Raw genomic sequence first — 26,357 nt, forward strand, 5'->3', positions numbered from 1 at the left:
CAGCGCCCACATCAACAGGATTCTCATGCTGCGCCTCACCGGTAATACGCGTTCACGCAACCGGCCAGCGCCATGCAGCACAAACCGAATACCATCAACCCAATCTTTGTCATTGCATCCCTCATATCATCGGATCGTGTGGAGATCGAAACACCCGGTACAGCCGGGCGGGACGCATTATTGACAAGCGGTTCGCGCGTGATCCAATCGGTCTTGCACCGATTTTCGCCACGGCGTAGCGGATTTAGAATCGCTTGGAGATCGGCGCACACGCATGCACCGCCGCACGGGGCGTTCGCGGCGCACCATGCAAAACGCCCGCGACTTGCGTCGCGGGCGTCGTGTCGAAACTGCAACAGAAGGCAGGGGAATCAGCCCTCGACGACGTCGAGATAATCCTCCGGCCGCGTGCGATCTTCCGCATGCGCCATGCCCATCACGCGCACCAGCACGCTCACCACCACCGACACCACCAGGTTCACGATCAGCGACCACACGGCGGCGTAGCCAGGAATCGCGAGGCCGAACAGGTGGATCGTGAAGATCGACCCGGCCAGCTTCAGCGAGATCGCCATCCACGTGCCGCACACGATGCCGGCCGCCCAGCCGGCCAGCAGGCCGCGATGGTCGAGCACGCGCGTGTACAGGCCGAGCACGATCGCGGGCAGCGTCTGGATGATCCAGATCCCGCCGAGCAGCTGCAGCTGGATCGCGTAGGTCAGCGGCAGCCCGAGGATGAACGCGACCGCGCCGACCTTCACGATCAGCGATACGAGCTTCGCGACGTGCGTCTCCTGCTCGTGCGACATGTTGCGGTTCACGAACTCGCGGTGGATGTTGCGCGTGTACAGGTTTGCGGCCGCGATCGACATGATGGCCGCAGGCACCAGCGCGCCGATGCCGATCGCTGCGAACGCCACGCCGACGAACCACGACGGGAAGTACTCGAGGAACAGCGCGGGCACCGCGAAGTTCGGGCCGAACGCCTTGAAGTACGGCGCGTACTGCGGCATGTCCTTCACGCCCGACGCGAGCGCCATGTAGCCGAGCAGCGCGAGCAGGCCGAGCACGAACGAGTACGCGGGCAGCATCGCCATGTTGCGGCGGATCGAGTTGCCCGACGACGACGACAGGATCGCCGTGACCGAGTGCGGATACAGGAACAGCGCGAGCGCCGAGCCGATCGCAAGCGTCGCGTAGGCGCTGTAGCCGTTCAGGCTCATCGCATCGGGCGCCTTCAGCAACAGCTTCGCGGGCGGCACGCTCGCGAAGATATGCCCGAAGCCGCCGAGCTTCGCGGGGATCACGATGACGGCCGCGGCGATCGTGATGTAGATCAGGATGTCCTTCACGATCGCGATCATGGCCGGTGCGCGCAGCCCCGACGTGTATGTGTACGCGGCGAGGATCGCGAATGCGATGATCAGCGGCAGGTCGCCGACGAAGCCGGTCGTGTCGAAGCCGAGCGCGCCGATCACCACTTCGATGCCGACGAGCTGCAGTGCGATGTACGGCATCGTCGCGACAATGCCCGTCACCGCGACCGCGAGCGCCAGCATCCGGCTGCCGTAGCGTGCGTTGACGAAGTCGGCGGCCGTCACATAGCCGTGCCGCTTGGCGATGCTCCACAACTTCGGGAACACGACGAACGCGAACGGATAGATCAGGATCGTATAAGGCAGCGCGAAGAAGCCCATCGCACCGGCGCCGAACACGAGCGCGGGCACCGCGACGAACGTGTAGGCGGTGTAAAGGTCGCCGCCGAGCAGGAACCACGTGACGATCGTGCCGAAGCGGCGTCCGCCGAGGCCCCATTCGTCGAGATGGGCGAGATCGCCGCGCCGCCAGTTCGCGGCCAGGAAACCGATGATCGTGACGCCGATGAACAGCAGGACGAAGACGAAGGTTGCGCCGAGATTCATTGCCCACCTCCCTGCGGGCCGCTCGCCTTCCACGCGTTCTTGGTCTTGAAGTACACGAACGCGGTGATCACAGCGCTGATGAAGACCCACAGCAGCTGGTACCAGTAGAAAAACGGAAAATCGAACAACTGCGGTTCGATCTTGCTGTACGACGGTACCCAGACCATCGCGATCAGCGGCAGTACCAGCAGCCAGAGCCAGCGCTTGGCGGCTCGGTTGGCGTCGGCATCGTGAGCCATGACGTCTCCTCTTCTTTCCCGGTTATCGATCTTGTTGAGCGGGTACGGCGCCGAGAGGAGCGGCGAAACGGGTAGGCTGCGGCTCCCCTGGCTTCGCGCCAGTATAGGAGCCGCGAGCACGCGGTCAAGCAGGGGCGAACCCGAGGTGATCCGCCCCTTGTCGCGTGGTTGCACCGGCCGGCTGCCGGTGCATGAAGCGTCAGATCGCGAACGCGGTGTCGCGTGCGCCGGTCGTTTCTTTCAAAGCTTTCACCCACTTGCGTGCGGGCAGCTTCAGCGTGTCCTCGATCAGCTTCGCGCGGGCGTCGAGCTGCGCGAACGGCACGTCGAGCGCCGGGCCCGAGAACGCGATCGCGATCCGGTTGCCGTCGTGCACTTCGGGCAGCGCGATCACGCGATGATCGAATGCCGCGTTCAGGTGCTTCATGTTGCGCACGAAGCTCGGATGATCGCCGAACAGGTTGATCGTCGCGATGCCCGCATCGGCGAGGCAGCCGCGCACCGCGCGGTAGAACGCGACGCTGTCGAGCACGGGGCCGCGCGCGGTCGCGTCGTACAGGTCGATCTGGATCGCGCCCGTCGTGCCGCGGTTGGCCGGGTCGTTGACGAAGTCCCACGCGTCGGCTTCATGCACGGCGAGGCGCGCGTCGTCCGGCGGCAGCGCGAACATCGTGCGCGCCGCGACGATCACGGCCGGGTTCAGCTCGACGGCCTCGACCTTCGCGTTCGGCAGGAACCGATGCGAGAACTTGGTCAGCGCACCGGTGCCGAGCCCGAGCTGGACGATCCGCTCGGGCGTTTCGAGGAACAGCAGCCACGCCATCATCTGCTGCGCGTATTCGAGCTCGATGTGCAGCGGCTTCGAGATCCGCATCGCGCCCTGCACCCATTCGGTGCCGAAGTGCAGGAAGCGCACGCCGCCCTCTTCGGAGAACGTAACGGGCGCGAAGCGCGGCTTGCGCGGCGCTTCGAGCACCGGCACGTCGTCGTGTTCGTCGATGTCCGGGCGGCGCTTGACGCGCGGCGGCTGGAGTTTTTCGGAGCCGTTGTACGGGGACGGCTTGCCTTGCTTGAACGCACGCGCCTCGGCGGACGCGCGCTTGATCAGTCGGGTCATGATTGAATCTCGCTGGGTGATGCTGGTTTTAGCGGACGAGAGGATAGCATTGGTGCAGGGCGGAAGCCGTGCCGCCGCCCGGTCGCGCATGACTTCGACTCCCGTTGGCGCTACGCTGCAATCGTTGATCGGAGGAGGACGCATGACCTCGAACGACAAGAAAATCTGGTTTCCGGCGAAACGCTATGGCTGGGGATGGGGGCTGCCGGTCGCGTGGCAGGGCTGGGTCGTGCTGCTGCTGTTCGTGATCGGGATCATCGCGAGCGCCTGGCTGGCGCCGCCTCGGCGATCGCCGGTCGCCTACGGCGCTTGCATCGTGGCGCTGGTCGCGCTGTTGACCCTGGTGTGCTGGATCAAGGGCGAGAAGCCCGGGTGGAGATGGGGCAAGGGCAAGTGAGCGCCGGGGGCGATGGCCCCGCTGCCCTGGCACTCGTGCCGACATCAGCCGCGAATCTGCCGCCACTGCACGAGCTTCTGCTCGAACGACAGCATCGCATTCGCCGGGCTCGACGAAGGCAGCACGAGCGTCTCGTACCCGGCCTCGCCGATCACGTCGGCGAACCGCCCCGCCGTCTTGCCGTTGAAGCACACGCGCTTCAGCAACGGCGCATGCGCACGCAGCGAGTCGAAATCATTCGGCTTCGCATGCCGGATCGCAGAATCGAGACTGCCCTGGCGATGGCACGCGGCGAGCACGTCCCAGATGCCGATGCCGTGCGCAAGCACGCGCTCGAGCCGCGCGTCGTACGGCAGTTCGTGAAGCGTCGCCTCGCCGAGCACCGCGCCCAACAACCGCCAGAACTGGTTGCGCGGATGCGCGTAATACTGCGCGGCATCGAGCGACGCCTCGCCCGGAAAGCTGCCGAGGATCATCGTGTGCGTATCCGGCCCGACGACCGGCGGAAAACCCTGCAGCATCACGCGTCTCCGCGCGGGCCGACGGATCGGGGCCCGTCGCCGTGCGCGGCCAGATGGCGCCACAGCGCCGGCAGCATGCACTCGGTGACCATCAAGGGCTTGCCATGACGCTGGAACACCGAACGCCGCGCGGCGAACGCATGCGGCGCACGCTCACCCCGCAGCGCATGGCTCGCGAGCGCATACAACGGATGTCCCGCAATCACGCGCCGGCTGACGAGCGACGAGCGCTCGACCTGCGGATCGCTGTACAGCAGCTCCGCGAGCGGCCGCGTGCGCAGCCGCCGCATCGCCTGCCACACACCCTTGCTGGCGGCGAGCGGCGCGATGCTGTGCGCGGCAACGTACGGCGTGCCGTCGACCGACAGGATCACCTCGCGCACCCACATCGGCGCGCGCGGCGAACTGGCGAGCGCGTCCGGCTCGTCGAACCACGGACAGTCGACGGCCTCGCGCGTCACGCGCACGTTCACGTGGCCGAGCCGCGCGAGATGCGCGGTCAGCGATCCGCCGCGCGTCAGCCAGTCGCGCTGGTCGAGCGAGCAGCCAGGCCGCGGCGTCTCGCGCCAGCCGGCCTGACCGCCGTCGAATCGCATGCGTGCGTTCACGCGGCGCGCGACAGCAGCAGCGCGTTGGTCCGCTTCACGAAGCTCGCCGGATCGTCGAGCATGCCGCCTTCGGCCAGCAGCGCCTGATCGAACAGCAGATGGCACCAGTCGCCGAAATCGGCGCTGTCGGCATTCAGCTGCTTCACGAGCGCGTGATCGGGATTGATCTCGAGGATCGGCTGCATCGCCGGCGCGTTCTGGCCGGCCGCCTTCAGCATCCGCTGCAGGTAGCCGCTCATGTCGTTGTCGTCCGCGACGAGACACGACGGCGAATCGGTCAGGCGGAACGTGACGCGCACTTCCTTCACCTTGTCGCCGAGCGCTTCCTTCATCTTCTCGACGACCGGCTTGATCGCTTCGCCCGCCTGCTCCTGCGCCTTCTTCTCCTCGTCGTTCAGCTCGCCGAGATCGAGATCGCCGCGCGCGACGCTCGCGAGCGGCTTGCCGTCGAATTCCTGCAGGAACGACAGCATCCATTCGTCGACGCGGTCGGTCAGCAGCAGCACCTCGACGCCCTTCTTGCGGAACACCTCGAGATGCGGGCTGTTCTTCGCGGCCTGCCATGCGTCGGCCGTCACGTAGTAGATCTTGCTCTGCTCGGGCTTCATGCGCGACACGTAGTCGGCAAGCGACACGTCCTGCGCGTCGGTATCGCCGTGCGTCGACGCGAAGCGCAACAGCTTCGCGATGCGCTCGCGGTTCGCGTGATCTTCACCGAGGCCTTCCTTCAGCACCTGGCCGAACGCGCTCCAGAACGTCTTGTACTTCTCCTTGCCGGCATCCTCTTCCGCGTTCGCGAGCTCTTCGAGCATCGACAGCGCGCGCTTGGTCACGCCTTCGCGGATCGCCTTCACGTCGCGGCTTTCCTGCAGGATCTCGCGCGACACGTTCAGCGGCAGGTCGGCCGAATCGACGACGCCCTTCACGAAACGCAGGTATTGCGGCAGCAGCTGCTCGGCGTCGTCCATGATGAACACGCGCTTCACGTACAGCTTCAGGCCGCCGCGATAGTCGCGGTTCCACATATCGAACGGCGCATGCGACGGCACGAACAGCAGTTGCGTGTACTCGCTGCGGCCCTCGACGCGGTTATGCGTCCACGTGAGCGGATCCTGGTGATCGTGCGCGATGTGCTGGTAGAACTGCGTGTACTGCTCGTCGGCGACGTCGCTCTTCGAACGCGTCCACAGCGCGCTCGCCTGGTTGACGGTCTCGTCCTCGTCCTTCAGGACCATCTCGCCCTTTTCCTGATCCCATTCTTCCTTCTGCATCAGGATCGGCAGCGCGATGTGGTCGGAATACTTCTGGACGATCGACTGCAGGCGGTGCGACGACAGCAGCTCGTCCTCGCCTTCACGCAGGTGCAGCGTGATCGTCGTGCCGCGCTGCGCGCGCTCGATCGCGTCGATCGTGAAATCGCCCTCGCCCGCGCTTTCCCAGCGCACGGCTTCGTTCGCCGGCAGGCCCGCGCGACGCGTTTCGACGGTGATCTTGTCCGCGACGATGAAGCCCGAGTAGAAGCCGACGCCGAACTGGCCGATCAGCGCTGCATCCTTCTGCTGGTCGCCCGACAGCTTCGTGAAGAATTCCTTGGTGCCCGAACGCGCGATCGTGCCGAGGTTCGCGATCGCTTCGTCGCGGCTCATGCCGATGCCGTTGTCGTCGATCGTGATCGTGCGCGCGGCCTTGTCGTAGCCGATGCGGATGCGCAGGTTCGGATCGTTCTCGTACAGCGCGTTGTCCGCGAGCCCTTCGAAACGCAGCTTGTCGGCCGCGTCGGACGCGTTCGACACCAGTTCGCGCAGGAAGATTTCCTTGTTGCTGTAGAGCGAATGGATCATCAGGTGGAGGAGTTGCTTGACCTCTGCCTGAAAGCTCATCGTTTCATGTGCCATGGATACGGTTTCCTCTTACGTGAACGGGAATGGTGTGGCGCAGGCGCCCGGCGCGCGATGCCGGCGGCGGTCCCGTCGGGGACGACCGCCTGACGCCAGCGGTTTGCGCGCGTATCTGGGGACGGCGCGCGGGATTTCAAGACGCGGCGTGCGGCGCCGCGTCACGACGCGCGCCGCACCGCCGAGTCGATATAGCCTGCCAGCAGCCCCGGCAGCGCCGGATCGCCGCAGTTCGCGACATTGAAGCGCATCCACGTCGACGGCGATTGCTGCGGCGAGAACAGGCTGCCGGGCGTCAGCAGGAAGCCGGCCTCGTGCGCGACCGCCGCGAGCGCGTCCGAATCGACGCCCGTGTCGGCCCACAGGAACATCCCGGCCGCCGGCATCGTGAACAGCCCGAGCCCGGTGCGCTCGAGCATCCGCGCGGTCTTGTCGCGCACGCCGTCGAGCCGCGCGCGCAGCCGCTCGACGTGACGCCGGTAATGCCCTTCGGTCAGGATCTTGTACAGCACGCGCTCGTTGAGTTCGGGCGTCGTCATCCCGACCAGCATCTTCTGGTCGGTGACGGCCTTCGCGATCTCCGGCGCGCACGCGACATAGCCGACCCGCAGGTTCGCCGCGAGCGTCTTCGAATAGCTGCCGAGATAAATCACGCGCTTCAGCTGGTCGAGGCTCGCGAGGCGCGTCGCCGGATAGCTCGGCGGGCACAGGTCGCCGTACACGTCGTCCTCGACGACGAGGAAGTCGTACGCTTCCGCGAGCTTCAGGATCCGGAACGCCTGCGCGGCCGACAGCGACGTGCCGGTCGGGTTCTGCAGCACCGAGTTGATCACGAGCATCTTCGGCCGCCACATCTGCACCAGCGTTTCGAGCGCGTCGAGATCGGGGCCGTCCGGCGTGTACGGCATCCCGACGAGCTGCGCGCCCTGCGCCGCGAAGCGGCCGAACATCTGGAACCAGGCGGGATCGCCGACGATCACCGCGTCGCCGGGCCGCATGTAGATCCGCGAAATCAGGTCGATCGCCTGCGTAATCCCCGATACGAGCACGATCTGTTCGGGCTTCGCGCCGATCTCGACTTCGGCGAGGCGCGTCTGCAGTTGCTGGCGCAGCGGCAGGAAGCCCTGCGCGGTGCCGAAGCCGAGCATCTGCGCGCCCGACTGGCGCCCGAGCGCACGCAGCGCGCCGGTGATCAGCTCGCCGTCGAGCCAGCGGCCCGGCAGGTAGCCGAGGCCGGGGCCCTTCTCCGGGCTGACGGTGTGCAGCATGTTGCGCAGCAGCCAGACGACGTCGATCGTGTTGTGCACGGGCGCGGCCTCGGCCACGCGTGCGACGCTGTCGGCCGGCTGCGGGCCGGCGGCCGTGCGCTCGCGCACGTAGAAGCCCGAGCCGCGCCGCGAGTCGAGGTAACCCTGCGCGACGAGGCGCTCGTATGCCTCGACGACGGTGAAGCGCGACACGCTCTTGTCGAGCGCGAGCTTGCGGATCGACGGCATCCGCATGCCGGGACGGAACACGCGTTCGTCGATGCGCCGCCGCGCCCACTGGACCAGCTGGTCGACGAGCGTGAGCGTGGCCGTGTCGTGCGGCACGGGAATCTGGGCGAGTGGGGCGGTGGACATGAGCGGCAGCTCCAACTGTACCGAAGGCTATCGCGCCGATTGTACCGTTACTGTGCCGGTAGCGACGATTACAGTTGACCGGAATGGCGATCGTGCGGCCGCCGTTCCGGCCCCGCCGCACCTGGCGCTGCGCCCGCCGGCCCGCTTCGCGGCCGGTGCGCCGGCCGGTCCGGCCCCCGCCCGGCACCTCGTCCGCCTACCATGACACTTTCGCTTCCCGACCGACGCTCATGCCAGCCCGCTCCCTGACACTCGACCATCTCGTGATCGCCGCGCGCACGCTCGACGAAGGCGTGCGCCATGTCGCCGACGCGCTCGGCATCGAACCGGCCGGCGGCGGCCGCCACTCGCTGATGCGGACCCACAATGCGCTGTTCGGCGCGTGGGGCGGGCTTTACCTCGAAGTGATCGCGATCGACCCCGACGCACCGGCGCCGGATGACGGCGCAAAGCCGCCGCGCGCGCGGATGTTCGGTCTCGACGATCCGGCGATGCACGCACGGCTTGCGAAGGGGCCGTTTCTCGCGCACTGGGTCGCTCGCGTCGACCGGCCGCGCCAGCTTGCGCTGTGGCAGAGCCAGTACCCGGACCGCATCGCCCCCGTGGTCGCCATGCAACGCGGCGACCTGAACTGGGGCCTCACGGTGCCGGACGACGGCAGCTTCCCCGCGTGGCAGGGCTCGGGCGACGGCGTTGCGCCGTCGCTGATCCAGTGGGCCAGCGTGCGCCACCCGGCCGAATCGCTGCCGGGCGACGGTATCGCGCTGAAGGCGCTCAAGGGCGCCCACCCGCACGCGGACACGATCCGCGAGCAGCTCGACTGGCTCGGCGCCGCCCACCTGCTCGACCTCGAATCCACCGACGGCCCGCCGGCGCTCGTCGCCGAATTCGATACGCCGCAGGGTGCGCGCACGCTGCGCTGACCGCCCTGCCGCTTGCCCGATTACAACGACCCTGCAATACGGAGACACCTGCAACATGAATTCGCGTGAAACCCGGGGCATGCTGCTCGGCCTGATCGGCGTGATGATCTTCAGCCTGACGCTGCCGATGACGCGAATCGTCGTGTCCGAACTCAACCCGCTGCTCAACGGGCTCGGCCGCGCGCTCGCCGCCGCCGTGCCGGCCGGCCTGCTGCTGTGGTGGCGCCGCGAGGCGCTGCCGACCCGCGCGCAGCTGAAAAGCCTCGCGATCACGTCGGCCGGCGTGATCATCGCGTATCCGGTGTTCTCCGCGTGGGCGATGAAATCGGTACCGGCGTCGCACGGCGCGGTCGTCAACGGGCTGCAACCCTTGTTCGTCGCGCTGTACGCGGCGTGGCTGTCGCACGAGCGGCCGTCGAAGGCGTTCTGGGCCAGCGCGGTCGCAGGCAGCGCGCTCGTGATCGCGTTCGCGCTGCGCGACGGCGGCGGCACCGTGCAGGCCGGCGACGCGCTGATGCTCGTCGCGGTCGGCATCGGCGCGCTCGGCTATGCGGAAGGCGCGCGCCTCGCACGCCAGATCGGCGGCTGGCAGGTGATCTGCTGGGCGCTCGTCGTGTCGGCGCCGTTCCTCGTGCTGCCGGTCGGCTGGCTCGCGTGGATGCAGCATGCCGCGCATCCGGGCCCGCTCGCGCTGCGCACGTGGCTCGCGTTTGGCTACGTGACCCTGTTTTCGCAATTCATCGGCTTTTTCGCGTGGTACGCGGGGCTCGCAATGGGCGGCATCGCGCGCGTCGGCCAGGTGCAACTGCTGCAGATTTTCTTCACGATCGCCTTTTCCGCGCTGCTGTTCGGCGAAACGGTCACGTCGTCGACGTGGCTGTTCGCGGCTGCCGTGATCGCCACCGTCGTGCTCGGGCGCCGCTCGGCGGTCGCCACGGCCGCGCGCCCCGCTCGCGCCGGTTGATGAGGTGCGCCATAATGGTTGTTTTGCCTGATCGGTTTTGCCCACCCGGCCGCGAAGGCTCGATCGCGTTCACGCCTGCCCACCCGGCAGCGTCGAAGCGATGCGCCCGAACGACCTTTCTTGACTGACCACGATATCCGAACGAGGAGACTATGAATCCGAGCGACCTGCACCCGCCGCACTGGCAGCTTTCCGAACGCGCCCGCAAGCTGACGAGCTCTGCGATCCGCGAGATCCTGAAGGTCACGGAACGCCCCGAGGTCATCTCGTTCGCCGGCGGCCTGCCCGCCCCCGCGACGTTCCCGGCCGAGCGCATGCGCGCCGCCGCCGATCGCGTGTTGCGCGACGCGCCGGCCGCCGCGCTCCAGTACAGCGCGACCGAAGGGTACCTGCCGCTGCGCGAGTGGATCGCCGAGCGCTACAGCGTGCGCGTGTCGCAGGTGCTGATCACGACCGGCTCGCAGCAGGCGCTCGACCTGCTCGGCAAGGCGCTCGTCGATCCGGACAGCCCGATCCTCGTCGAAACGCCGACCTACCTCGGCGCGCTGCAATCGTTCTCGCTGTACGAGCCGCGCTACGTGCAGGTGCCGACCGACGAACAGGGCCTGCTGCCGGAAGGCCTGACCCCCGAACTCACGCAAGGCGCGCGGCTGCTGTACGCGCAGCCGAACTTCCAGAACCCGACCGGCCGCCGCCTGCCCGTCGAGCGCCGCCGCGCGCTCGCCGCGTTCGCGCAGTCGAGCCCGTTCCCGGTGCTGGAAGACGATCCGTACGGCGCGCTGAACTACCGCGGCGAACCGCTGCCGACGATGCTGTCGATGGCACCCGATCACATCGTGCACCTCGGCACGTTCTCGAAGGTGCTCGCGCCGGGCCTGCGGATCGGCTACATCATTGCGCCGGAGGAACTCCACTTCAAGCTCGTGCAGGCCAAGCAGGCCACCGACCTGCACACGCCGACGCTCACGCAGCGCATCGCGCACGAAGTGATCAAGGACGGCTTCCTCGACGAGCACATCCCGACGATCCGCGAGCTGTACAGCGCGCAGTGCGACGCGATGCTCGGCGCGCTCGAGCGCCACATGCCGGAAGGCGTCACGTGGAACCGCCCGGAAGGCGGGATGTTCATCTGGGTGAACCTGCCCGGGCAAATCGACAGCATGAAGCTGCTCGCCGCGGCCGTCGACGATCACGTCGCCTTCGTGCCGGGCGCGCCGTTCTTCGCGGACAACGCGCAGCAGAACACGCTGCGCCTGTCGTTCGTGACGGTGCCGCCCGAGAAGATCGAGGAAGGCGTCGCGCGCCTCGGCAAGCTGCTGCGCGAACGTCTCTGATCCCCTTTTTCCTGTCACGACTCTCTACGAGGAATCGAACGCATGGCTAACGTCTACGACAAACTGAAGTCGCTCGGCATCGAGCTCCCGACCGCCGGCGCCCCGGCTGCCGCCTACGTGATGAGCGCGCAAAGCGGCAACACGGTGTACCTGTCGGGCCACATCGCGAAGAAGGACGGCAAGGTCTGGGCCGGCAAGCTCGGCGCGGATCTGCAGACGGAAGACGGCAAGGCGGCTGCCCGCTCGATCGCGATCGACCTGCTCGCGACGCTGCACGCGCACACCGGCGACCTGAACAAGGTCACGCGCATCGTGAAGCTGATGAGCCTCGTCAATTCGACGCTCGACTTCACCGAACAGCACGTCGTGACGAACGGCGCGTCGGAGCTGATCGCGGAAGTGTTCGGCGATGCAGGCAAGCACGCTCGCTCGGCCTTCGGCGTCGCACAGATCCCGCTCGGCGCGTGCGTCGAGATCGAACTGATCGCCGAAGTTGCCTGACACGCGCAGCGCGATGCCTGGCCGTCTCGTCCGCTTCAAGCAGGTCGACGTGTTCTCGTCGGTGCCGTTCAAGGGTAATCCGCTTGCCGTGGTGTTCGACGCCGATTCGCTCGGCGACGACGCCATGCTCGAGATCGCCCGCTGGACGAACCTGTCGGAAACGACCTTCCTTTGCACGCCGACCGATCCGGAAGCCGACTACCGCGTCCGGATCTTCACGACGGGCGGCGAACTGCCGTTCGCCGGCCACCCGACGCTCGGCACCGCGCATGCGTTCCTCGAAAGCGGCGCGCGGCCGCGCACGCCGGGCCGGCTGATCCAGCAGTGCGGGGTCGGCCGGGTCGCGCTGCGCGAGCAGGCCGACGGCTGGGCATTCGCCGCGCCGCCGGCACGCGTCACGCCGCTCGACCGCTCGGACTACGCGGCGCTGGCCGCCGCGCTGCGCAGCGACGCGCTCGACCTCGAGGCCGAGCCGTGCGCGGTCGACAACGGCGCACCGTGGCTGGTCGTGCGGCTGAAGTCGGCCGAAGCGTGCATCGGCCTGTCGCCCGATCCGGTCGCGCTGGAGGCGCTGACCCGGCGCTACGGCGTGGACGGCCTCGCCGCCTACGCGCCGCACGCCGAAGGCGGCCCCGCGACGTTCGAGATCCGCTGCCTGATGACGGGCGGCAAGTTCGGCACCCCGGGCGAGGATCCCGTCACCGGCAGCGCAAACGCCGCGCTGGCCGGGCTGCTGACGCGGCAGGAGCGCCGCCCCGGCCCGTCGTATACGGCCCGCCAGGGCACGGCGATCGGCCGCGACGGCCGCATCTTCGTCAGCTACGACGAAGACGGCACGACCTGGATCGGCGGCCATGTCGTGACGGTCGTCGACGGCACGTTCCGGTCACCTGATTGACATTCCGCGATGTGCGATGGCGCCGGCTCGTCCGGCGCCCCTACGCTTCGCCCAACTATCGCAAAAACGCTCCAGCCAGTAATATCGGGCCTAATCCGTTGTTTCGGACGTCTGTCCATGGTTGCGCATCCTGCGAACGAACAGACGCCGGGATAACCCCAACCCAAGCCCGCCATCCAGACGGATGGCGCACGCGAGCAGGACGCCACCCGCTTCGATGAGCTCTGCCCGGTCCAACCACACGCCGCCGACCCGGCCGCTACGCGCGCCGCGCAAATCGCGCCGGCGTGCGCTATTTGCGATCCCGTTGCTCGGGATGCTGGCGCTCGCGCTGCTGTGGGCCGTGATCATCGCGCGGCTGTCGGTGGAAAAGGACAGCGCCTACAAGGAAGCGGCGGCTTCCGCGGCCATCCTCTCTTCGGCGCTCGAGCAGCATACGGTCAAGGCGATCCACCAGGTCGACCAGATCACCCGCTTCGTCAAGTTCGAGTTCGAGAAGTCGCCCGGGCGCTTCAATCTCGCGAGCGCCGTCGAAAAAGGCGTCGTGCCGAGCGACACGCTGATCCAGGTGTCGCTGGTCAACGCGAAGGGCATCCTGTTCGCGAACACGGCCGAGCTTCATCCGCAGCCGATCAACCTGTCCGACCGCGAGCACTTCAAGGTCCACCTCGCGCACAACGACGACCGCCTCTTCATCAGCAAACCCGTGCTCGGCCGCGTGTCGAGCCACTGGACGCTGCAGATGACGCGGCGCCTGAACAACCCGGACGGCAGTTTCGCGGGCATCGTCGTGGTGTCGGAAGACCCGAGCTACTTCACGAACGACTTCTACAACAACGCGGCGATCGGCAAGGAAGGCGTGATCGCGGTGGTATCCGATACGGGCACGGTGCTCGCGCGGCGCACGGGCTCGCTGAACAACGCGCCGGGCGCGTTTTCGGCATCGGGCGTCTACCCGATCGCCGAGCGCGTGACGGGCACGATCATCGACCCGATCGACGGCGTGACGCGCATCGTGTCGTACCGCCACCTCGACGGCTACCCGCTCGCGGTGATGGTCGGGCTGTCGCAGACGGAAGAGTTCGCGGACTACTACCACACCCGCAACGTCTACCTGCTGATGACGAGCTTCATCACGCTCGCGATGCTCGCGTTCTTCGGCGTCGCGACGGGCCTGATCGGCAAGCTGCTCGGCCGCGAGCGCGAGATGACGCAGCTCGCCGAATACGACCTGCTCACCGGCCTCGCGAACCGCTATGCGACGCTGCGCGGGCTGCGCAACGACGTGTCGATGCCGACGAGCCTGTCGCGGCTCGGGCTGCTGTTCATCGACCTCGACAACTTCAAGACCGTCAACGACACCCTCGGCCACAATGCCGGCGACATCGTGCTGCAAATGACCGCGTCGCGTCTGGCCGATGCAGTCGGCGACGAAGGCTCGCTCGCGCGCATCGGCGGCGACGAGTTCGTCGTCGTGATGAAGGGCGACGACGTCGAGCGGCGCGCGGTGCGGCTCGCGGAAGCGATCATCCGGATGTTCGCCGAGCCGTTCGACGTGCGCGGCAGTTCGTTCGTGCTGCATGCGAGCATCGGCATCGCACTGCACACCGTCGCGAACGAAAGCGAGATCGACCTGCTGAAGAAGGCCGACCTCGCGATGTACAGCGCGAAGGACGCCGGCAAGAACTGCTACCAGTTCTATGCGCCGCACCTGTCGCACCGTGCCGATCACCTGATGCGCTGGGAACAGCAATTGCGCGTCGCGCTCGCCGAGGGGCAGCTGTTCCTCGCGTACCAGCCGAAGATCGACCTCACCCACCGTTACATCACCGGCTTCGAGGCGCTCGCACGCTGGGATCATCCCGAGCACGGGATCATCTCCGCGAACGAATTCATTTCGATTGCCGAATCGACCGGCCTGATCGTGCCGATCGGCGACTTCGTGATCCGCACCGCGTGCGAGCAGATCGCGCGCTGGCGCGACGAGGGCCACGACACGCTGACGCTCGCGGTCAACATCTCGCCCGTGCAGTTCTGGCGCGGCGACCTGATCGAGACGATCTCGCGCACGCTGCAGGAAACCGGCATCGACGCGAACCGGCTCGAACTCGAGATCACCGAGACCGCGATGATGGAATATCCGGAGCTCGTGTCCGAGAAAATCGTCGCGTTGAAGAAACTCGGCATCCGCATCGCGCTCGACGATTTCGGCACCGGCTACTCGTCGCTGTCGTACCTGCACCGCTTCTCCGTCGACACGCTGAAGGTCGACCGCTCGTTCGTGCAGGCCATCCCGAACGATCGCAGCGTGTGCGTGATGGTGTCGTCGATCGTGCATCTCGCACGCTCGCTCGGCCTGACCGTCGTCGTCGAAGGCACGGAAACCGAGGAGCAGATCACGTGGCTGTCCGCGCTCGGCGAGATCGAGGCGCAGGGCTTCCTGTTCTCGCGCCCGGTGCCGGCCGATGCGATCCCCGCGCTGATCGCGCGCTTCGGCGTGCGCAGCGACCATCCGAACGTCATCGCGCATCGCGCGACCGGCAGCACGGGCGCCTGAGCGGCGCTACCGCTGCAACTGCGGCGCACGTTGCGCACCGCCGCAATTGTTGCGTTTTCCGATCCGATCGTTTAGTTCATTAACTAGCGTTTTCGCGCATGGCAGTGTCATGATGCGCGGCGGACAATCGGGAGGGCCTACGTGTCGGCGGGCCGCCGGCATGGCCCTACGCGAGAGATCCGGCCCTGCGCCAACAACACAATCATGACCACCGTCGAAGTCGAAGCGACCGCCCGTGTCGAAGAGGCACAGGCATCCCTGTGGGCCTTGTTCAAGGTCATTGCCGGCATTTCTGCGGTCTCATGGGGCGGGCTTTCGATGATGGCGCAGCTCGAACGCCACTACGTGGAGCGGCTGCAACGCATCGAGCCGCACGTCTTCGGCGATCTCGTCGCGCTCGCCTGGCTCGTGCCGGGCCCGGTCGGCTGCAATGTTGCCGTGCAGGTCGGCCAGACGCTGCATGGCCGCGCCGGCGCGTGGGTTGCCGGCATCGCGAGCGTGCTGCCGTTCTCGATCCTGATGACGCTGTTCGCGGTCTTCTATCAGACACCGCTCGTGCGCTCGCTTGCCGCGCCGATGCTGATCAATCACTTCGGGATGGTGCTCGCCGCGCTGATCGGCGTCACGTGGGTCAAACAGTTGCGCTCGCTCGCACGGACGCGGCTTGAACAGACGATCGCCGCGCTGTCGACGATTCTGCTCGCTTTCGCACATAGTCCGGCCGCTTTCGTCGGGATTCTGTTCGCTGCGTTTGCAGCGGGCTGGCTGACGGGGCCGTCGCAACGCGATGCAGTCGATTTCACGCTGTCGAAGCGCGACCGCAACCTGCTCGTGTTGCTCGGCGTGCTCGTCGTGCTGTTCGCGGTGCCGCTGCCCGGCGATTACCAGGCGCAGTTGCTGTGGCCGCGCCTCGCGGGCGCCGGGATGACGCTGTTCGGCGGCGGCTTTTCCGCGCTGCCGGTGCTCAAGACGCTGTTCGTCTCGCCGGCGACGGGCATCTCCGATCACGACTTCACGCTGGCGTTCGCGCTGTCGCCCGTGGCACCGGGGCCGCTGCTGAACGTCGTGCCGTTTCTCGGTTACCTGACCGACGGCTGGGTCGGCGCCCTGCTCGCCACGGCCGCGCTGTTCATTCCGTCGGGATGTCTCGTCGTGTTTGCGCAGAACCACCTGTTCCGGCTCAAGCGCCATGCGCGCTTCGAGCACGGGATGCGCCTGCTGCGCGCGGCGACGACGGGCTTTCTCGTCGTCGCCGTCGTGAAGATCCTGCATCGCGAGCCGGCCGACCCCGTTTACTGGCTGACGGGCGCCTTCGCGACGCTGTGCTTCACGCGCTTCAAGGTGCCCGTCTATGCCGTCTACGGTGCGGTCGCCGTCGGGTGCAGCGTGTGGCTGTGGGCCGCCGCGCGCTGACGGGCGACGGCCTCGTCGCCCTGCCCGGCTCAACCCGCCCCGACCGCCCTCAACCGGCCTGCACCGCGACCCGGCGCGCCATCCAGCGGGCACGCAGCGCGTCGTAGGCGAGGTTGAAGCCGAACGTGTAAGGCAGGAAGAACAGCACGATGCCGAGGTCGAGCAGCAGCGCCTCGACGAGGCTCACGTTCAGCCACCACGCGGCAACCGGCACCACCATCGCGACGAGGCCAAGCTCGAACATCACTGCGTGCGCGATCCGCATGCCGAGCGTGCGCTTCAGTCCCGCCCGCCGCTCGAAGCGGTCGAACAGCGTGTTGAACGCCATGTTCCACGCCATCGCGATCAGCGACACCATCACCGTCAGCACGCCGACGTGCGACACCGGCATGTCGAGCAGCCACGCGCCGATCGGTGCGCACAGCGCGATTGCGACCAGCTCGAACGTCAGCGCATGCAGCAGCCGTTCCGTCACCGTTTTGTTCATCTGTTTCATGATGCTCTCCCATCCGTTGCTTGATTCATGTCGGCCATTTTGATCGGCGATACCGTATGAATCCAGTTTGTTATCATCGGTTTTACCGATATAACAGAATCTGGAGCGCCGCATGCACCACGCCCCCGAAGCCCTGCTCGCTTTCGCCGAAGCCGCGCTGCTCGGCTCGTTCACGGCTGCCGCACGCAAGCTCGGCAAGCGCCAGTCGACCGTGTCGGAGGCGATTGCGAACCTCGAAATCGATCTCGGTGTGCAGTTGTTCGATCGCGCCACGCGCACGCCGACGCTGACCGACGCCGGGCGCGCGCTGCTGCCGCAGGTGCAGCGCGCCCTCGAGGCCAGTGCGGCGATCGACCGCACCGCCGCGCGGCTCGCGCACGGCGAGGAAGCGCGACTGACGCTCGTCGTGTCCGATACGTACCAGTCAAAGCGTTACGAGGAGACGCTGATGGCGCTCGAAAGGCGCTTTCCGGCGCTCGAGCTCGAATGCCAGATCGCCGAGCACGAGGACGTGCTCGACCTGATCCAGCAAGGCCGCGCGCAGCTCGGGCTGATGGCCGCGCGAACGGCCTACCCGGCCGATATCGGCGCGGCGACGGTGGCGGAGGAGTCGGAGATCGGGCTGTTCGTCGGCCGCACCCACGCGCTCGCCGAATACGGCGACACCGAGGTGCCGCACGCGGCGCTGCGCGACGTGCGCGAACTGCGCCTCAATACCTATGTGAAAACGGAAGGTCGCGGCACCGACGACCGGATCGTCGTCGGCACGCAGCACTGGCTGGCGCCGAGCTACCTGATGTTGCTGGAAATGGCCGTGCTGGGGTTCGGCTGGGCGGAACTGCCGCGCTGGATGGTCGAGCACTTCGCACGCGACCGCCTGTGCGAGCTGCGCTCACGCGGCTGGCCCCGCCGCGTGCGGGTGGATGCGGTGTGGTCGCGCAACCGGCCGCTCGGCCCGGCCGGCGCGTGGCTGCTCGATGCAATGCTCGCCGCGTAGCGGCGCAGGCCGCCGGGCCGGCGGCCGATGCCGAACGATCAGAAACCGCGCGACAGCACGGCCGCCCCGACCGTGACGACGCCGAGCACCAGGTTCACGACGACGAGCAGGCGCACCGCGTTCACTGCGCGCGCGCCGTCCGGCCAGTTCTGCGCCTGCACCGCCCGACGGATGCGCGGAAACAGCGCGAAGCGGATATGCCCGAAGATCAGCATCATCACGACACCGAGCCCGGCCATCGCATGCAGCGACCACGTCGCGTGCGCGCCGCCGAATTCCATGAGCAGGAAGCCGCCGGACAGCAGGATCACGATGACGGCGCCCGCCACCCAGTTGAAGAAGCGACCGAACACGCCTTCGATCAGCGGCAGCCGGAGCTGCGGCGACAGGTCGGACAGCGCCGGGCGCAGGCAGAAGTTCGCGAAGACCATCCCGCCCACCCACACGGCAACGGCCAGCAGATGAAGAAACAGCGCGACGGCAACAGCGTGGGACATGGCGACAATCCTGTGATGAGTGGGGTGCGGCGAACGGCCGCGTCACACGCGGCATCAAGCGACGTTCGACCGGCCGGTCGCCTCTCGGTTCAGACCCTCGGCGCGATTTCACAATATTTTGCAAGTTTCGCGTGACAGCGCCACGCTTGCTTACCCCAACCCCCGCCCTCAAAGAAAAAGCCGCACACCCGCCGAAGCGGACGTGCGGCCTTCGATCGCGGCCGAACCGGACGATCCGGGCGATCCGCGCGCGGCGTCAGCCGAGCAGCGGACGCAGCTCGTTGACGACCTTGAGCTTCGTCTCCGGTGCGCGGCCCTTGCGTGCGCGCTTGCCGATGTGCGGCGCGAGCCCCGCATACGACAGCGTCTCGTCCTGCGCCTTGCCGCCGCGGCCCGTGCCGATCAGCACGACGCCGGCCGGATCGATCGCGAGCGCCTGCACGAGCGTTTCCTTGTCGTCGAGCGCCATCAGGATCACGCCGCGCCCGCCGCCGGACAGCGTCTTCATCTCGTCCATCCCGAACACGAGCAGGCGGCCGCCGCTCGACAGGCACGCGACCTGCGTCGCGTTCGGCAGCACCGGCATCGGTGCGAGCGGCGCCGCGCCCGCGTCGATCGTCATGAATGCCTTGCCGGCCTTCACGCGGCTCACCATGTCGCCGACCTTCGCGAGGAAGCCGAAGCCGTTGCTCGACGCGAGCAGCAGTTGCTGGTCGGCCGGCGCCGCGTAGTAGTGCATCAGGTGCGAGCCCGACTCGAGCTCGATCAGCGACGTGACGGGCACGCCGTCACCGCGCCCGCCCGGCAGCACCGACACGTCGACCGAATACACGCGGCCGCTGCTGCCCCACGCAATCAGCCGGTCCGGCGTGCGGCACTGGAACGCCGCGTACAGGCTGTCGCCGGCCTTGAACGAGAACGCGGCCGGGTCGAGCCCGTGGCCCTTCAGCGCACGCACCCAGCCCTTCTGCGACACGACGACCGTCACCGGCTCGTCGACCACCTTCGCCTCGAACGTCGCGCGCTTTTCCTGCTGGATCAGCGTGCGGCGATCGTCGCCGTACTGCTTCGCGTCGGCCTCGATCTCCTTGATCATCAGCCGCTTCATCGCGCTTTCGTTCGCGAGCAGTTCCTCGAGCTTCGCCTTCTCGTCGCGCAGCGTTTCGAGCTCCTTCTCGATCTTGATCTTCTCGAGCCGCGCGAGCTGGCGCAGGCGGATTTCGAGAATGTCTTCGGCCTGACGGTCGCTGAGGCCGAACGCGCTCATCAGCGCGGCCTTCGGCTCGTCCGACTCGCGGATGATGCGGATCACCTCGTCGATGTTCAGGAAGACGATCATCCGCCCTTCGAGGATGTGGATGCGGTCGTCGACCTTCGCGAGACGATGGCGGCAACGGCGCGTCATCGTCAGCTGGCGGAACTTCACCCACTCGTCGAGGATCGTCAGCAGGCCCTTCTGACCCGGGCGGCCGTCGGCGCCGATCATCACGAGGTTCAGCGTCGCGTTCGATTCGAGGCTCGTGTACGCGAGCAGCGTATTCACGAATTCCGTCTGGTCGATCGTGCGCGACTTCGGCTCGAACACGAGCCGCACCGCCGCTTCCTTGCCCGACTCGTCGCGCACCGCATCGAGCAGGTCGAGCATCGCCTTCTTCGTGTTGAGCTGCTCGGGCGTCAGCGTCTTCTTGCCGAGCTTGAGCTTCGGGTTGGTCAGTTCCTCGATTTCCTCGAGTACCTTCTGGCCCGACGTGCTCGGCGGCAGTTCGGTCACGACGAGTTGCCACTGGCCGCGCGCGAGATCCTCGATCTTCCAGCGCGCGCGCACCTTCAGGCTGCCGCGGCCGGTTTCATACGCCGCCGCGATCTCGGTGTCGCTCGAGATGATCTGGCCGCCGCCCGGGAAGTCCGGGCCGGGGATCAGGTTCATCAGCTCCGCGTGCGTGAGCTTCGGATTGCGGATCAAGGTGACCGCCGCCGCCGCGACTTCGCGCAGGTTGTGCGACGGGATTTCGGTGGCAAGACCGACCGCGATGCCCGACGCGCCGTTCAGCAGCACGAACGGCATGCGGCTCGGCAGCGTTTTCGGCTCCTCGAACGAGCCGTCGTAGTTCGGCATGAAGTCGACCGTGCCCTGGTCGATCTCGTCGAGCAGCAGCTTCGCGATCGGCGTGAGCCGCGCTTCGGTGTATCGCATCGCCGCCGCGCCGTCGCCGTCGCGCGAACCGAAGTTGCCCTGCCCGTCGATCAGCGGGTAGCGCAGCGAGAAATCCTGCGCGAGACGCACGAGCGCGTCATACGCCGACTGGTCGCCGTGCGGGTGGTATTTACCGAGCACGTCGCCGACCACGCGCGCCGACTTCACCGGCTTCGCGTCCGGGCCGAGGCCCATTTCGTTCATCGCGAACAGGATCCGGCGCTGCACCGGCTTCTGGCCGTCGCACACGTCGGGCAGCGCGCGGCTCTTCACGACGCTGACCGCGTAGCTGAGATACGCCTGCTCCGCGTAGTTGCCGAGCGTCAGCGCGTCACTCTCGGGCGCGTCGGGGCTGGCAAAGAGATCGGAAGTATTGTCGTCCATCTGAATTCCGTATTCGTAAGTAGCGAGAGGCCGGGCCGGGCGTCGTGCCCGGCCGTGCGGATTCCCTGCTTAGATATCCGCTTCGACGTCGTTGCCCTTTTCCTCGAGCCAGCCGCGCCGCGCGGCTGCCTCGCCCTTGCCCATCAGCATCGTCATGCGCGCGACGGTCGCCTCGTAGTCGAGCTCGCCGAGCTTCACGGGCATCAGGCGGCGCGTATCGGGGTTCATCGTCGTGTCCCACAGCTGCTCGGCGCTCATTTCGCCGAGGCCCTTGAAGCGGCTGATGCTCCACTGGGTCTCGCGCACGCCGTCCTTGCGAAGCTTGTCGAGAATCGCTTCGAGTTCGCCGTCGTCGAGCGCATAGAGCTTCTGCGCGGCCTTCTTGCCGCGCGCGGGCGCGTCGACGCGGAACAGCGGCGGCCGCGCGACGCACACGTGGCCGCGCTCGATCAGTTGCGGGAAATGCTTGAAGAACAGCGTGAGCAGCAGCACCTGGATGTGCGAGCCGTCGACGTCCGCATCCGACAGGATGCAGATCTTGCCGTAGCGCAGGTTCGACAGGTCGACGGTGTCGTCGGGGCTGTGCGGATCGACGCCGATCGCGACCGAGATGTCGTGCACCTCGTTGTTCGCGAACAGGCGGTCACGCTCGGTTTCCCACGTGTTCAGCACCTTGCCGCGCAGCGGCAGGATCGCCTGGTATTCCTTGTCGCGGCCCATCTTCGCGGAGCCGCCCGCCGAGTCGCCTTCGACGAGGAACAGTTCGTTGCGCGCAATATCCTCGGTCTCGCAGTCGGTCAGCTTGCCGGGCAGCACCGCGACGCCCGAGCTCTTGCGCTTCTCGACCTTCTGGCCCGCGCGCGTGCGCGCCTGCGCCTGCTTGATCACGAGTTCGGCGAGCTTCTTGCCGTGCTCGACGTGCTGGTTCAGCCACAGCTCGAGCGCCGGGCGCGAGAACGACGACACGAGTTTCACCGCGTCGCGGCTGTTCAGGCGCTCCTTGATCTGCCCCTGGAACTGCGGATCGAGCACCTTCGCGGACAGCACGAACGACACTCGTGCGAACACGTCTTCCGCGAGCAGCTTCACGCCCTTCGGCTGCAGGTTGTGCAGCTCGACGAAGCTCTTCACGGCCTGGTACAGGCCGTCGCGCAGGCCGGATTCATGCGTGCCGCCGGCCGGCGTCGGGATCAGGTTCACGTACGACTCGCGCACGAGCGAACCTTCCTCGCTCCACGCGACGACCCACGACGCGCCCTCGCCTTCGGCGAACGTATCGTCGCCCGAGCGCGAATCGGCGAACCGCTCGCCTTCGAACAGCGGGATCAGCAGTTCGCTGCCGTTCATTTCGTCGAGCAGGTAGCCGCGCAGGCCGTCTTCATATTTCCACGTCTGGCGCTCGCCGCTCTTCTCGTTGACGAGCACGACCTCGACGCCCGGCAGCAGCACGGCCTTCGAGCGCAGCAGACGCTGCAGCTCGCCGAGCGGCAGGTTCGGCGAATCGAAGTACTTCGGATTCGGCCACACCTGCACGCGCGTGCCGGATTTCTTTTCGCCGCGGCCCGCGCCCTGCGTCGCGAGCGGCTTGACGACGTCGCCTTCGGCGAAGCCAAGCTCGGCGATCTTGCCGTCGCGCCAGACCGTTACGTCGAGGCGCGTCGCGAGCGCGTTCGTCACCGACACGCCGACGCCGTGCAGGCCGCCCGAGAATGTATAGGCGCCGCCGGCGGCCTTGTCGAACTTGCCGCCTGCGTGCAGGCGCGTGAACACGATTTCGACGACCGGCACGCCTTCTTCGGGGTGCATGCCGAACGGGATCCCGCGACCGTCGTCCTCGACCGAGACCGACTGGTCGGCGTGCAGCGTCACCGTGATCTGCTTGCCGTAGCCGCCGAGCGCCTCGTCGGACGCGTTGTCGATGACTTCCTGGATGATGTGCAGCGGATTCTCGGTACGGGTGTACATGCCGGGCCGCTGCTTGACCGGCTCGAGACCCTTGAGCACCTTGATCGATGCTTCGCTATAGGCCGCGCTGGGTTTCTTCGTTGACATAGGCGCTGAATTTCGTCATTCATCGGGACGTTGTCCACACCTCGTGTGGATAACGTCGTGGACAAAACGTTGAGTTCCGTAAAAAAGCGAATCGAAACAACGGTGTGCTTGGACTGCTCCGAAAGCGGGCGCGCGGCGTGCGCTGCGCGACCCTGAACGCGCGGTATTCTACTGGTTCCGCGTGGCGCGCCAATGGCGGGATTGGCGCGCGCCGCACGCGTCACGCCGGCTTGCGCTTCGCCTCGAGCGTTTCCCACCGCTCGAGCGCGGCGAGCAATTCATCGTCGATCGCCGCGAAGCGCTCGGTCAGGCGCGTGCCTTCCTGCGGATCCTTCGCGAAAATCGAGCCGTCCTCGAGCTGCGCATTGATCGTCTTCTGCTCGTCCTCGAGCGAGGCGATCTTCTCCGGCAGCGAATCGAGCTCGCGCTGCTCGTTGAACGACAGCTTCACCGTGCGCTGCGCGTTGCGGCCCGCGGCGCTCTTCGCCGGGTCTTCCTTCACCGGCGCCGCTTCCTTGACCGCGCGCTTCGCGGCTTCCTGCTGCGCGAGCTGCTCCGAACGCTCGCTCTGGATCTGCCAGTCGCTGAAGCCGCCGACGTATTCGCGCCACTTGCCGTCGCCCTCGGCCGCGATCACCGACGTCACGACGTTGTCGAGGAATGCGCGATCGTGGCTGACCAGCAGCACCGTGCCGTCGTAGTCGGCCAGCAGTTCTTCGAGCAGTTCGAGCGTCGGGATGTCGAGATCGTTGGTCGGTTCGTCGAGCACCAGCACGTTAGCCGGACGCGCGAACAGGCGCGCGAGCAGCAGACGATTGCGCTCGCCGCCCGACAGCGACTTCACCGGCGACCGCGCGCGTTCCGGCGCGAACAGGAAATCGCCGAGATAGCTCATCACGTGCTTGCGCACGCCGCCGATCTCGACCCATTCGCTGCCGGGGCTGATCGTATCCGCGAGGCTCTTGTCCTGGTCGAGCTGCGCACGCATCTGGTCGAAATACGCGACCTGCAGGTTCGTGCCGGTGCGCACCGTGCCTTCGTCCGGCTTCAGCTCGCCGAGGATCAGCTTGAGCAGCGTGGTCTTGCCCGCACCGTTCGGGCCGACGAAGCCGATCTTGTCGCCGCGCATGACCGTCGTCGTGAAACGGTCGACGACCGTGCGGCCGCCATAGCGCTTCGTCACGTCGGTCAGCTCCGCGACGATCTTGCCGGACTTCTCGCCCTGCGCGACGTCGAGCCTCACGTTGCCCTGCGAATTGCGGCGCTCCGCGCGCTCGTTGCGCATCTGCACGAGCCGCGCGATGCGGCCGACGCTGCGCGTGCGGCGCGCCTCGACCCCCTTGCGGATCCATACTTCTTCCTGCGCGAGCAACTTGTCGAACTTGTCGTTTTCCACGCGCTCGACTTCGAGCTGCTGCGCCTTGCGCGTCTGGTACGCGGAGAAATTGCCCGGATACGACAGCAGCCGGCCGCGATCGAGCTCGACGATCCGCGTCGCGACGCGGTCGAGGAACGCGCGATCGTGGGTGATGAACAGCAGGCCCGCGCGCTGCGAGACGAGCAGCTCTTCCAGCCAGCGGATGCCGTCGAAGTCGAGGTGGTTGGTCGGTTCGTCGAGCAGCAGCACGTCGGGCTGCAGCACCAGCGCACGCGCCAGCGCGACGCGCTTCTGCATCCCGCCCGACAGTGCATCGACGCTAGCGTCGCCGTCGAGCAGGCCGATCTGCGCGAGCGTCATCGACACGCGCGTGCGCCAGCTCCACGCGTCGTGCGCATCGAGCGACGACTGCAGCGCGTTCATCCGCGCGAGCAGCGCATCGTGCTCGGCACCTTCCGGTATATCCGCAAGGCGGTGCGCAATCGCATCGTATTCTTCGAGCAGTTCGCGCGTATGCGCGAGCCCCGACGCAACCGCGTCGAACACCGTCGCGCCCGGTTCGAACTCGGGCTCCTGCGGCACGTAGACGGTCACGAGCTCCTGCTGGCGCGTGATCAGCCCGTCGTCAGGCTTGGCAAGATCGGCGACGATCTTCAGCAGCGACGACTTGCCCGCACCGTTGCGGCCGATCAGGCCGACGCGCTCGCCGGCTTCCAGCGAGAAATCCGCGTGATCGAGCAACGCGACGTGACCGAACGCGAGCTGCGCGCCGGTAATGGAATAGAGCGACATGGGGAGACGGCGGAGAGAGGAATCGGAAGCGCCCATTGTACCGGGCGCGGACGCCGCCACCGGCATGGCCGGACGGATAATGCCGCAAGATCGACCGCGACGGCCGGTGGGCGGCCGCCGCGCGCGGGTCGCAGGCACCCGGCAGCGGGCGGGCGCATCCCTGTTGCAGGGATGGCTGGGATGTCCGCGCGGGTGTGACCGCTTACTTGACGTTGACGCTGATGGTCTGGCTCAGTTCGGGGCCGTACGACCGATGTGCGCCGTCGCCGAACTGCAGCGTCAGCGTGTGCTGGCCCGGCGGCAACTTGATGTCGGTTTCGGTCTGTGCCTTGCCGAAGTGCAGCGAACGTTCGCTCGCGGGAATCACGTCGCCCTTCGGGATCGGCCGGCCGTCGATCAGCAAGTGGTGATGACCGGTGTTCGGCGTCATGTCGCCGGCCGGCCGAAGCTCCATGCCTTCCAGACCGAACTTCACGTGCACCGGGTTCGACACCGTCGCGCCGTCCGCCGGTTCAACGAAAAACACGCGCGCCTCGGCCCGCGCGACCGTCGATACGGCCATCGCCGCCACGCACATCGCACCCGCGATCCACTTTCTGTTCAGCATCGCATTCTCCTTATGATTGGACAGCCCGGGAAGGATACACCGCACACAC

At 67.2% G+C, this 26,357-nt stretch carries 22 protein-coding genes; 9 read left to right on the forward strand and 13 right to left on the reverse strand.

Going from position 1 to position 26,357, the window contains the following annotated elements; genetic code table 11:
• Window positions 1-371: 371 nt before the first annotated feature.
• The 3 genes from mctP to ACWMMN_RS12405 all read right to left on the reverse strand — a co-directional run bounded on the left by mctP (window position 372) and on the right by ACWMMN_RS12405 (window position 3,278).
• Window positions 372-1,922: a monocarboxylate uptake permease MctP gene (gene mctP, locus ACWMMN_RS12395; protein WP_256085118.1), complete on the reverse strand. Its 1,551-nt coding sequence runs from the start codon at window positions 1,920-1,922 to the stop codon at window positions 372-374.
• Window positions 1,919-2,161, reverse strand: a complete 243-nt coding sequence (locus tag ACWMMN_RS12400) for a DUF3311 domain-containing protein (RefSeq protein WP_059233528.1) — start codon at window positions 2,159-2,161, stop codon at window positions 1,919-1,921. The genes mctP and ACWMMN_RS12400 overlap by 4 nt, the downstream gene beginning before the upstream one ends.
• Before the next feature lie 199 nt (window positions 2,162-2,360).
• Window positions 2,361-3,278 (reverse strand): class I SAM-dependent methyltransferase, encoded by a 918-nt coding sequence (locus tag ACWMMN_RS12405; protein ID WP_059233527.1) that lies wholly within the window; start codon window positions 3,276-3,278, stop codon window positions 2,361-2,363.
• Between the two features lie 142 nt (window positions 3,279-3,420).
• Between ACWMMN_RS12405 and ACWMMN_RS12410 the strand changes: the two genes are divergently transcribed.
• Window positions 3,421-3,675, forward strand: coding sequence for a hypothetical protein (locus tag ACWMMN_RS12410; protein WP_174992922.1), 255 nt, complete (start codon window positions 3,421-3,423; stop codon window positions 3,673-3,675).
• A 44-nt stretch (window positions 3,676-3,719) separates the two neighbouring features.
• Here the strand turns inward: ACWMMN_RS12410 and ACWMMN_RS12415 are convergent, their stop codons facing one another.
• From ACWMMN_RS12415 to ACWMMN_RS12430, 4 genes are all read right to left on the reverse strand, one after another.
• The gene (locus tag ACWMMN_RS12415; protein ID WP_174992923.1) at window positions 3,720-4,196 is read right to left on the reverse strand and encodes a DNA-deoxyinosine glycosylase; all 477 of its coding nucleotides are present in this window, start codon (window positions 4,194-4,196) and stop codon (window positions 3,720-3,722) included.
• Window positions 4,196-4,792 (reverse strand): chorismate--pyruvate lyase family protein, encoded by a 597-nt coding sequence (locus ACWMMN_RS12420; protein WP_174992924.1) that lies wholly within the window; start codon window positions 4,790-4,792, stop codon window positions 4,196-4,198. The genes ACWMMN_RS12415 and ACWMMN_RS12420 overlap by 1 nt, the downstream gene beginning before the upstream one ends.
• 8 nt (window positions 4,793-4,800) lie before the next feature.
• Window positions 4,801-6,699, reverse strand: coding sequence for a molecular chaperone HtpG (htpG, locus tag ACWMMN_RS12425; RefSeq protein ID WP_486422698.1), 1,899 nt, complete (start codon window positions 6,697-6,699; stop codon window positions 4,801-4,803).
• A gap of 161 nt (window positions 6,700-6,860) precedes the next feature.
• Complete coding sequence (locus tag ACWMMN_RS12430; RefSeq protein ID WP_059236659.1) at window positions 6,861-8,321, reverse strand: aminotransferase-like domain-containing protein; 1,461 nt, start codon at window positions 8,319-8,321, stop codon at window positions 6,861-6,863.
• Window positions 8,322-8,551: 230 nt separating this feature from the next.
• Here ACWMMN_RS12430 and ACWMMN_RS12435 point away from each other — a divergent pair, with 230 nt between their 5' ends.
• The 7 genes from ACWMMN_RS12435 to ACWMMN_RS12465 all read left to right on the forward strand — a co-directional run bounded on the left by ACWMMN_RS12435 (window position 8,552) and on the right by ACWMMN_RS12465 (window position 16,911).
• Window positions 8,552-9,244, forward strand: a complete 693-nt coding sequence (locus ACWMMN_RS12435) for a VOC family protein (protein WP_486422699.1) — start codon at window positions 8,552-8,554, stop codon at window positions 9,242-9,244.
• 55 nt (window positions 9,245-9,299) lie between these two features.
• The gene (locus tag ACWMMN_RS12440; RefSeq protein ID WP_059233522.1) at window positions 9,300-10,208 is read left to right on the forward strand and encodes a DMT family transporter; all 909 of its coding nucleotides are present in this window, start codon (window positions 9,300-9,302) and stop codon (window positions 10,206-10,208) included.
• Window positions 10,209-10,360: 152 nt separating this feature from the next.
• On the forward strand, window positions 10,361-11,542 hold the full coding sequence (locus tag ACWMMN_RS12445) for an aminotransferase-like domain-containing protein (protein WP_059233521.1): 1,182 nt from the start codon (window positions 10,361-10,363) through the stop codon (window positions 11,540-11,542).
• Between the two features lie 42 nt (window positions 11,543-11,584).
• Complete coding sequence (locus tag ACWMMN_RS12450) at window positions 11,585-12,043, forward strand: RidA family protein (protein WP_006478174.1); 459 nt, start codon at window positions 11,585-11,587, stop codon at window positions 12,041-12,043.
• Window positions 12,044-12,056: 13 nt separating this feature from the next.
• Window positions 12,057-12,941 (forward strand): PhzF family phenazine biosynthesis protein, encoded by an 885-nt coding sequence (locus tag ACWMMN_RS12455; protein WP_059233520.1) that lies wholly within the window; start codon window positions 12,057-12,059, stop codon window positions 12,939-12,941.
• 217 nt (window positions 12,942-13,158) lie between these two features.
• The gene (locus ACWMMN_RS12460; protein WP_486422700.1) at window positions 13,159-15,498 is read left to right on the forward strand and encodes a bifunctional diguanylate cyclase/phosphodiesterase; all 2,340 of its coding nucleotides are present in this window, start codon (window positions 13,159-13,161) and stop codon (window positions 15,496-15,498) included.
• 204 nt (window positions 15,499-15,702) lie between these two features.
• Window positions 15,703-16,911, forward strand: a complete 1,209-nt coding sequence (locus ACWMMN_RS12465) for a chromate transporter (protein WP_059233518.1) — start codon at window positions 15,703-15,705, stop codon at window positions 16,909-16,911.
• 49 nt (window positions 16,912-16,960) lie between these two features.
• On the opposite strand, the gene ACWMMN_RS12470 is transcribed toward ACWMMN_RS12465, so the two are convergent.
• On the reverse strand, window positions 16,961-17,407 hold the full coding sequence (locus ACWMMN_RS12470) for a multidrug/biocide efflux PACE transporter (RefSeq protein ID WP_059233517.1): 447 nt from the start codon (window positions 17,405-17,407) through the stop codon (window positions 16,961-16,963).
• 112 nt (window positions 17,408-17,519) lie between these two features.
• Between ACWMMN_RS12470 and ACWMMN_RS12475 the strand changes: the two genes are divergently transcribed.
• Window positions 17,520-18,404 carry a LysR family transcriptional regulator gene (locus ACWMMN_RS12475; protein ID WP_256085120.1) on the forward strand — a complete coding sequence of 295 codons (885 nt, stop codon included), beginning with the start codon at window positions 17,520-17,522 and terminating at the stop codon, window positions 18,402-18,404.
• 38 nt (window positions 18,405-18,442) lie between these two features.
• Here the strand turns inward: ACWMMN_RS12475 and ACWMMN_RS12480 are convergent, their stop codons facing one another.
• The 5 genes from ACWMMN_RS12480 to ACWMMN_RS12500 all read right to left on the reverse strand — a co-directional run bounded on the left by ACWMMN_RS12480 (window position 18,443) and on the right by ACWMMN_RS12500 (window position 26,308).
• A complete protein-coding gene (locus tag ACWMMN_RS12480; protein WP_059233515.1) occupies window positions 18,443-18,901 on the reverse strand; it encodes a CopD family protein in 459 nt (152 codons plus the stop codon).
• A gap of 256 nt (window positions 18,902-19,157) precedes the next feature.
• On the reverse strand, window positions 19,158-21,479 hold the full coding sequence (gene parC / locus ACWMMN_RS12485) for a DNA topoisomerase IV subunit A (protein ID WP_256085121.1): 2,322 nt from the start codon (window positions 21,477-21,479) through the stop codon (window positions 19,158-19,160).
• A 69-nt stretch (window positions 21,480-21,548) separates the two neighbouring features.
• Window positions 21,549-23,531 carry a DNA topoisomerase IV subunit B gene (locus tag ACWMMN_RS12490; RefSeq protein ID WP_059233513.1) on the reverse strand — a complete coding sequence of 661 codons (1,983 nt, stop codon included), beginning with the start codon at window positions 23,529-23,531 and terminating at the stop codon, window positions 21,549-21,551.
• Between the two features lie 220 nt (window positions 23,532-23,751).
• Complete coding sequence (locus tag ACWMMN_RS12495) at window positions 23,752-25,701, reverse strand: ATP-binding cassette domain-containing protein (protein WP_059233512.1); 1,950 nt, start codon at window positions 25,699-25,701, stop codon at window positions 23,752-23,754.
• Between the two features lie 202 nt (window positions 25,702-25,903).
• Window positions 25,904-26,308: a DUF4399 domain-containing protein gene (locus ACWMMN_RS12500; protein WP_059233511.1), complete on the reverse strand. Its 405-nt coding sequence runs from the start codon at window positions 26,306-26,308 to the stop codon at window positions 25,904-25,906.
• Between the last annotated feature and the right edge of the window lie 49 nt (window positions 26,309-26,357).

It is taken from the genome of Burkholderia cepacia complex sp. TUM26381, from assembly GCF_057439935.1.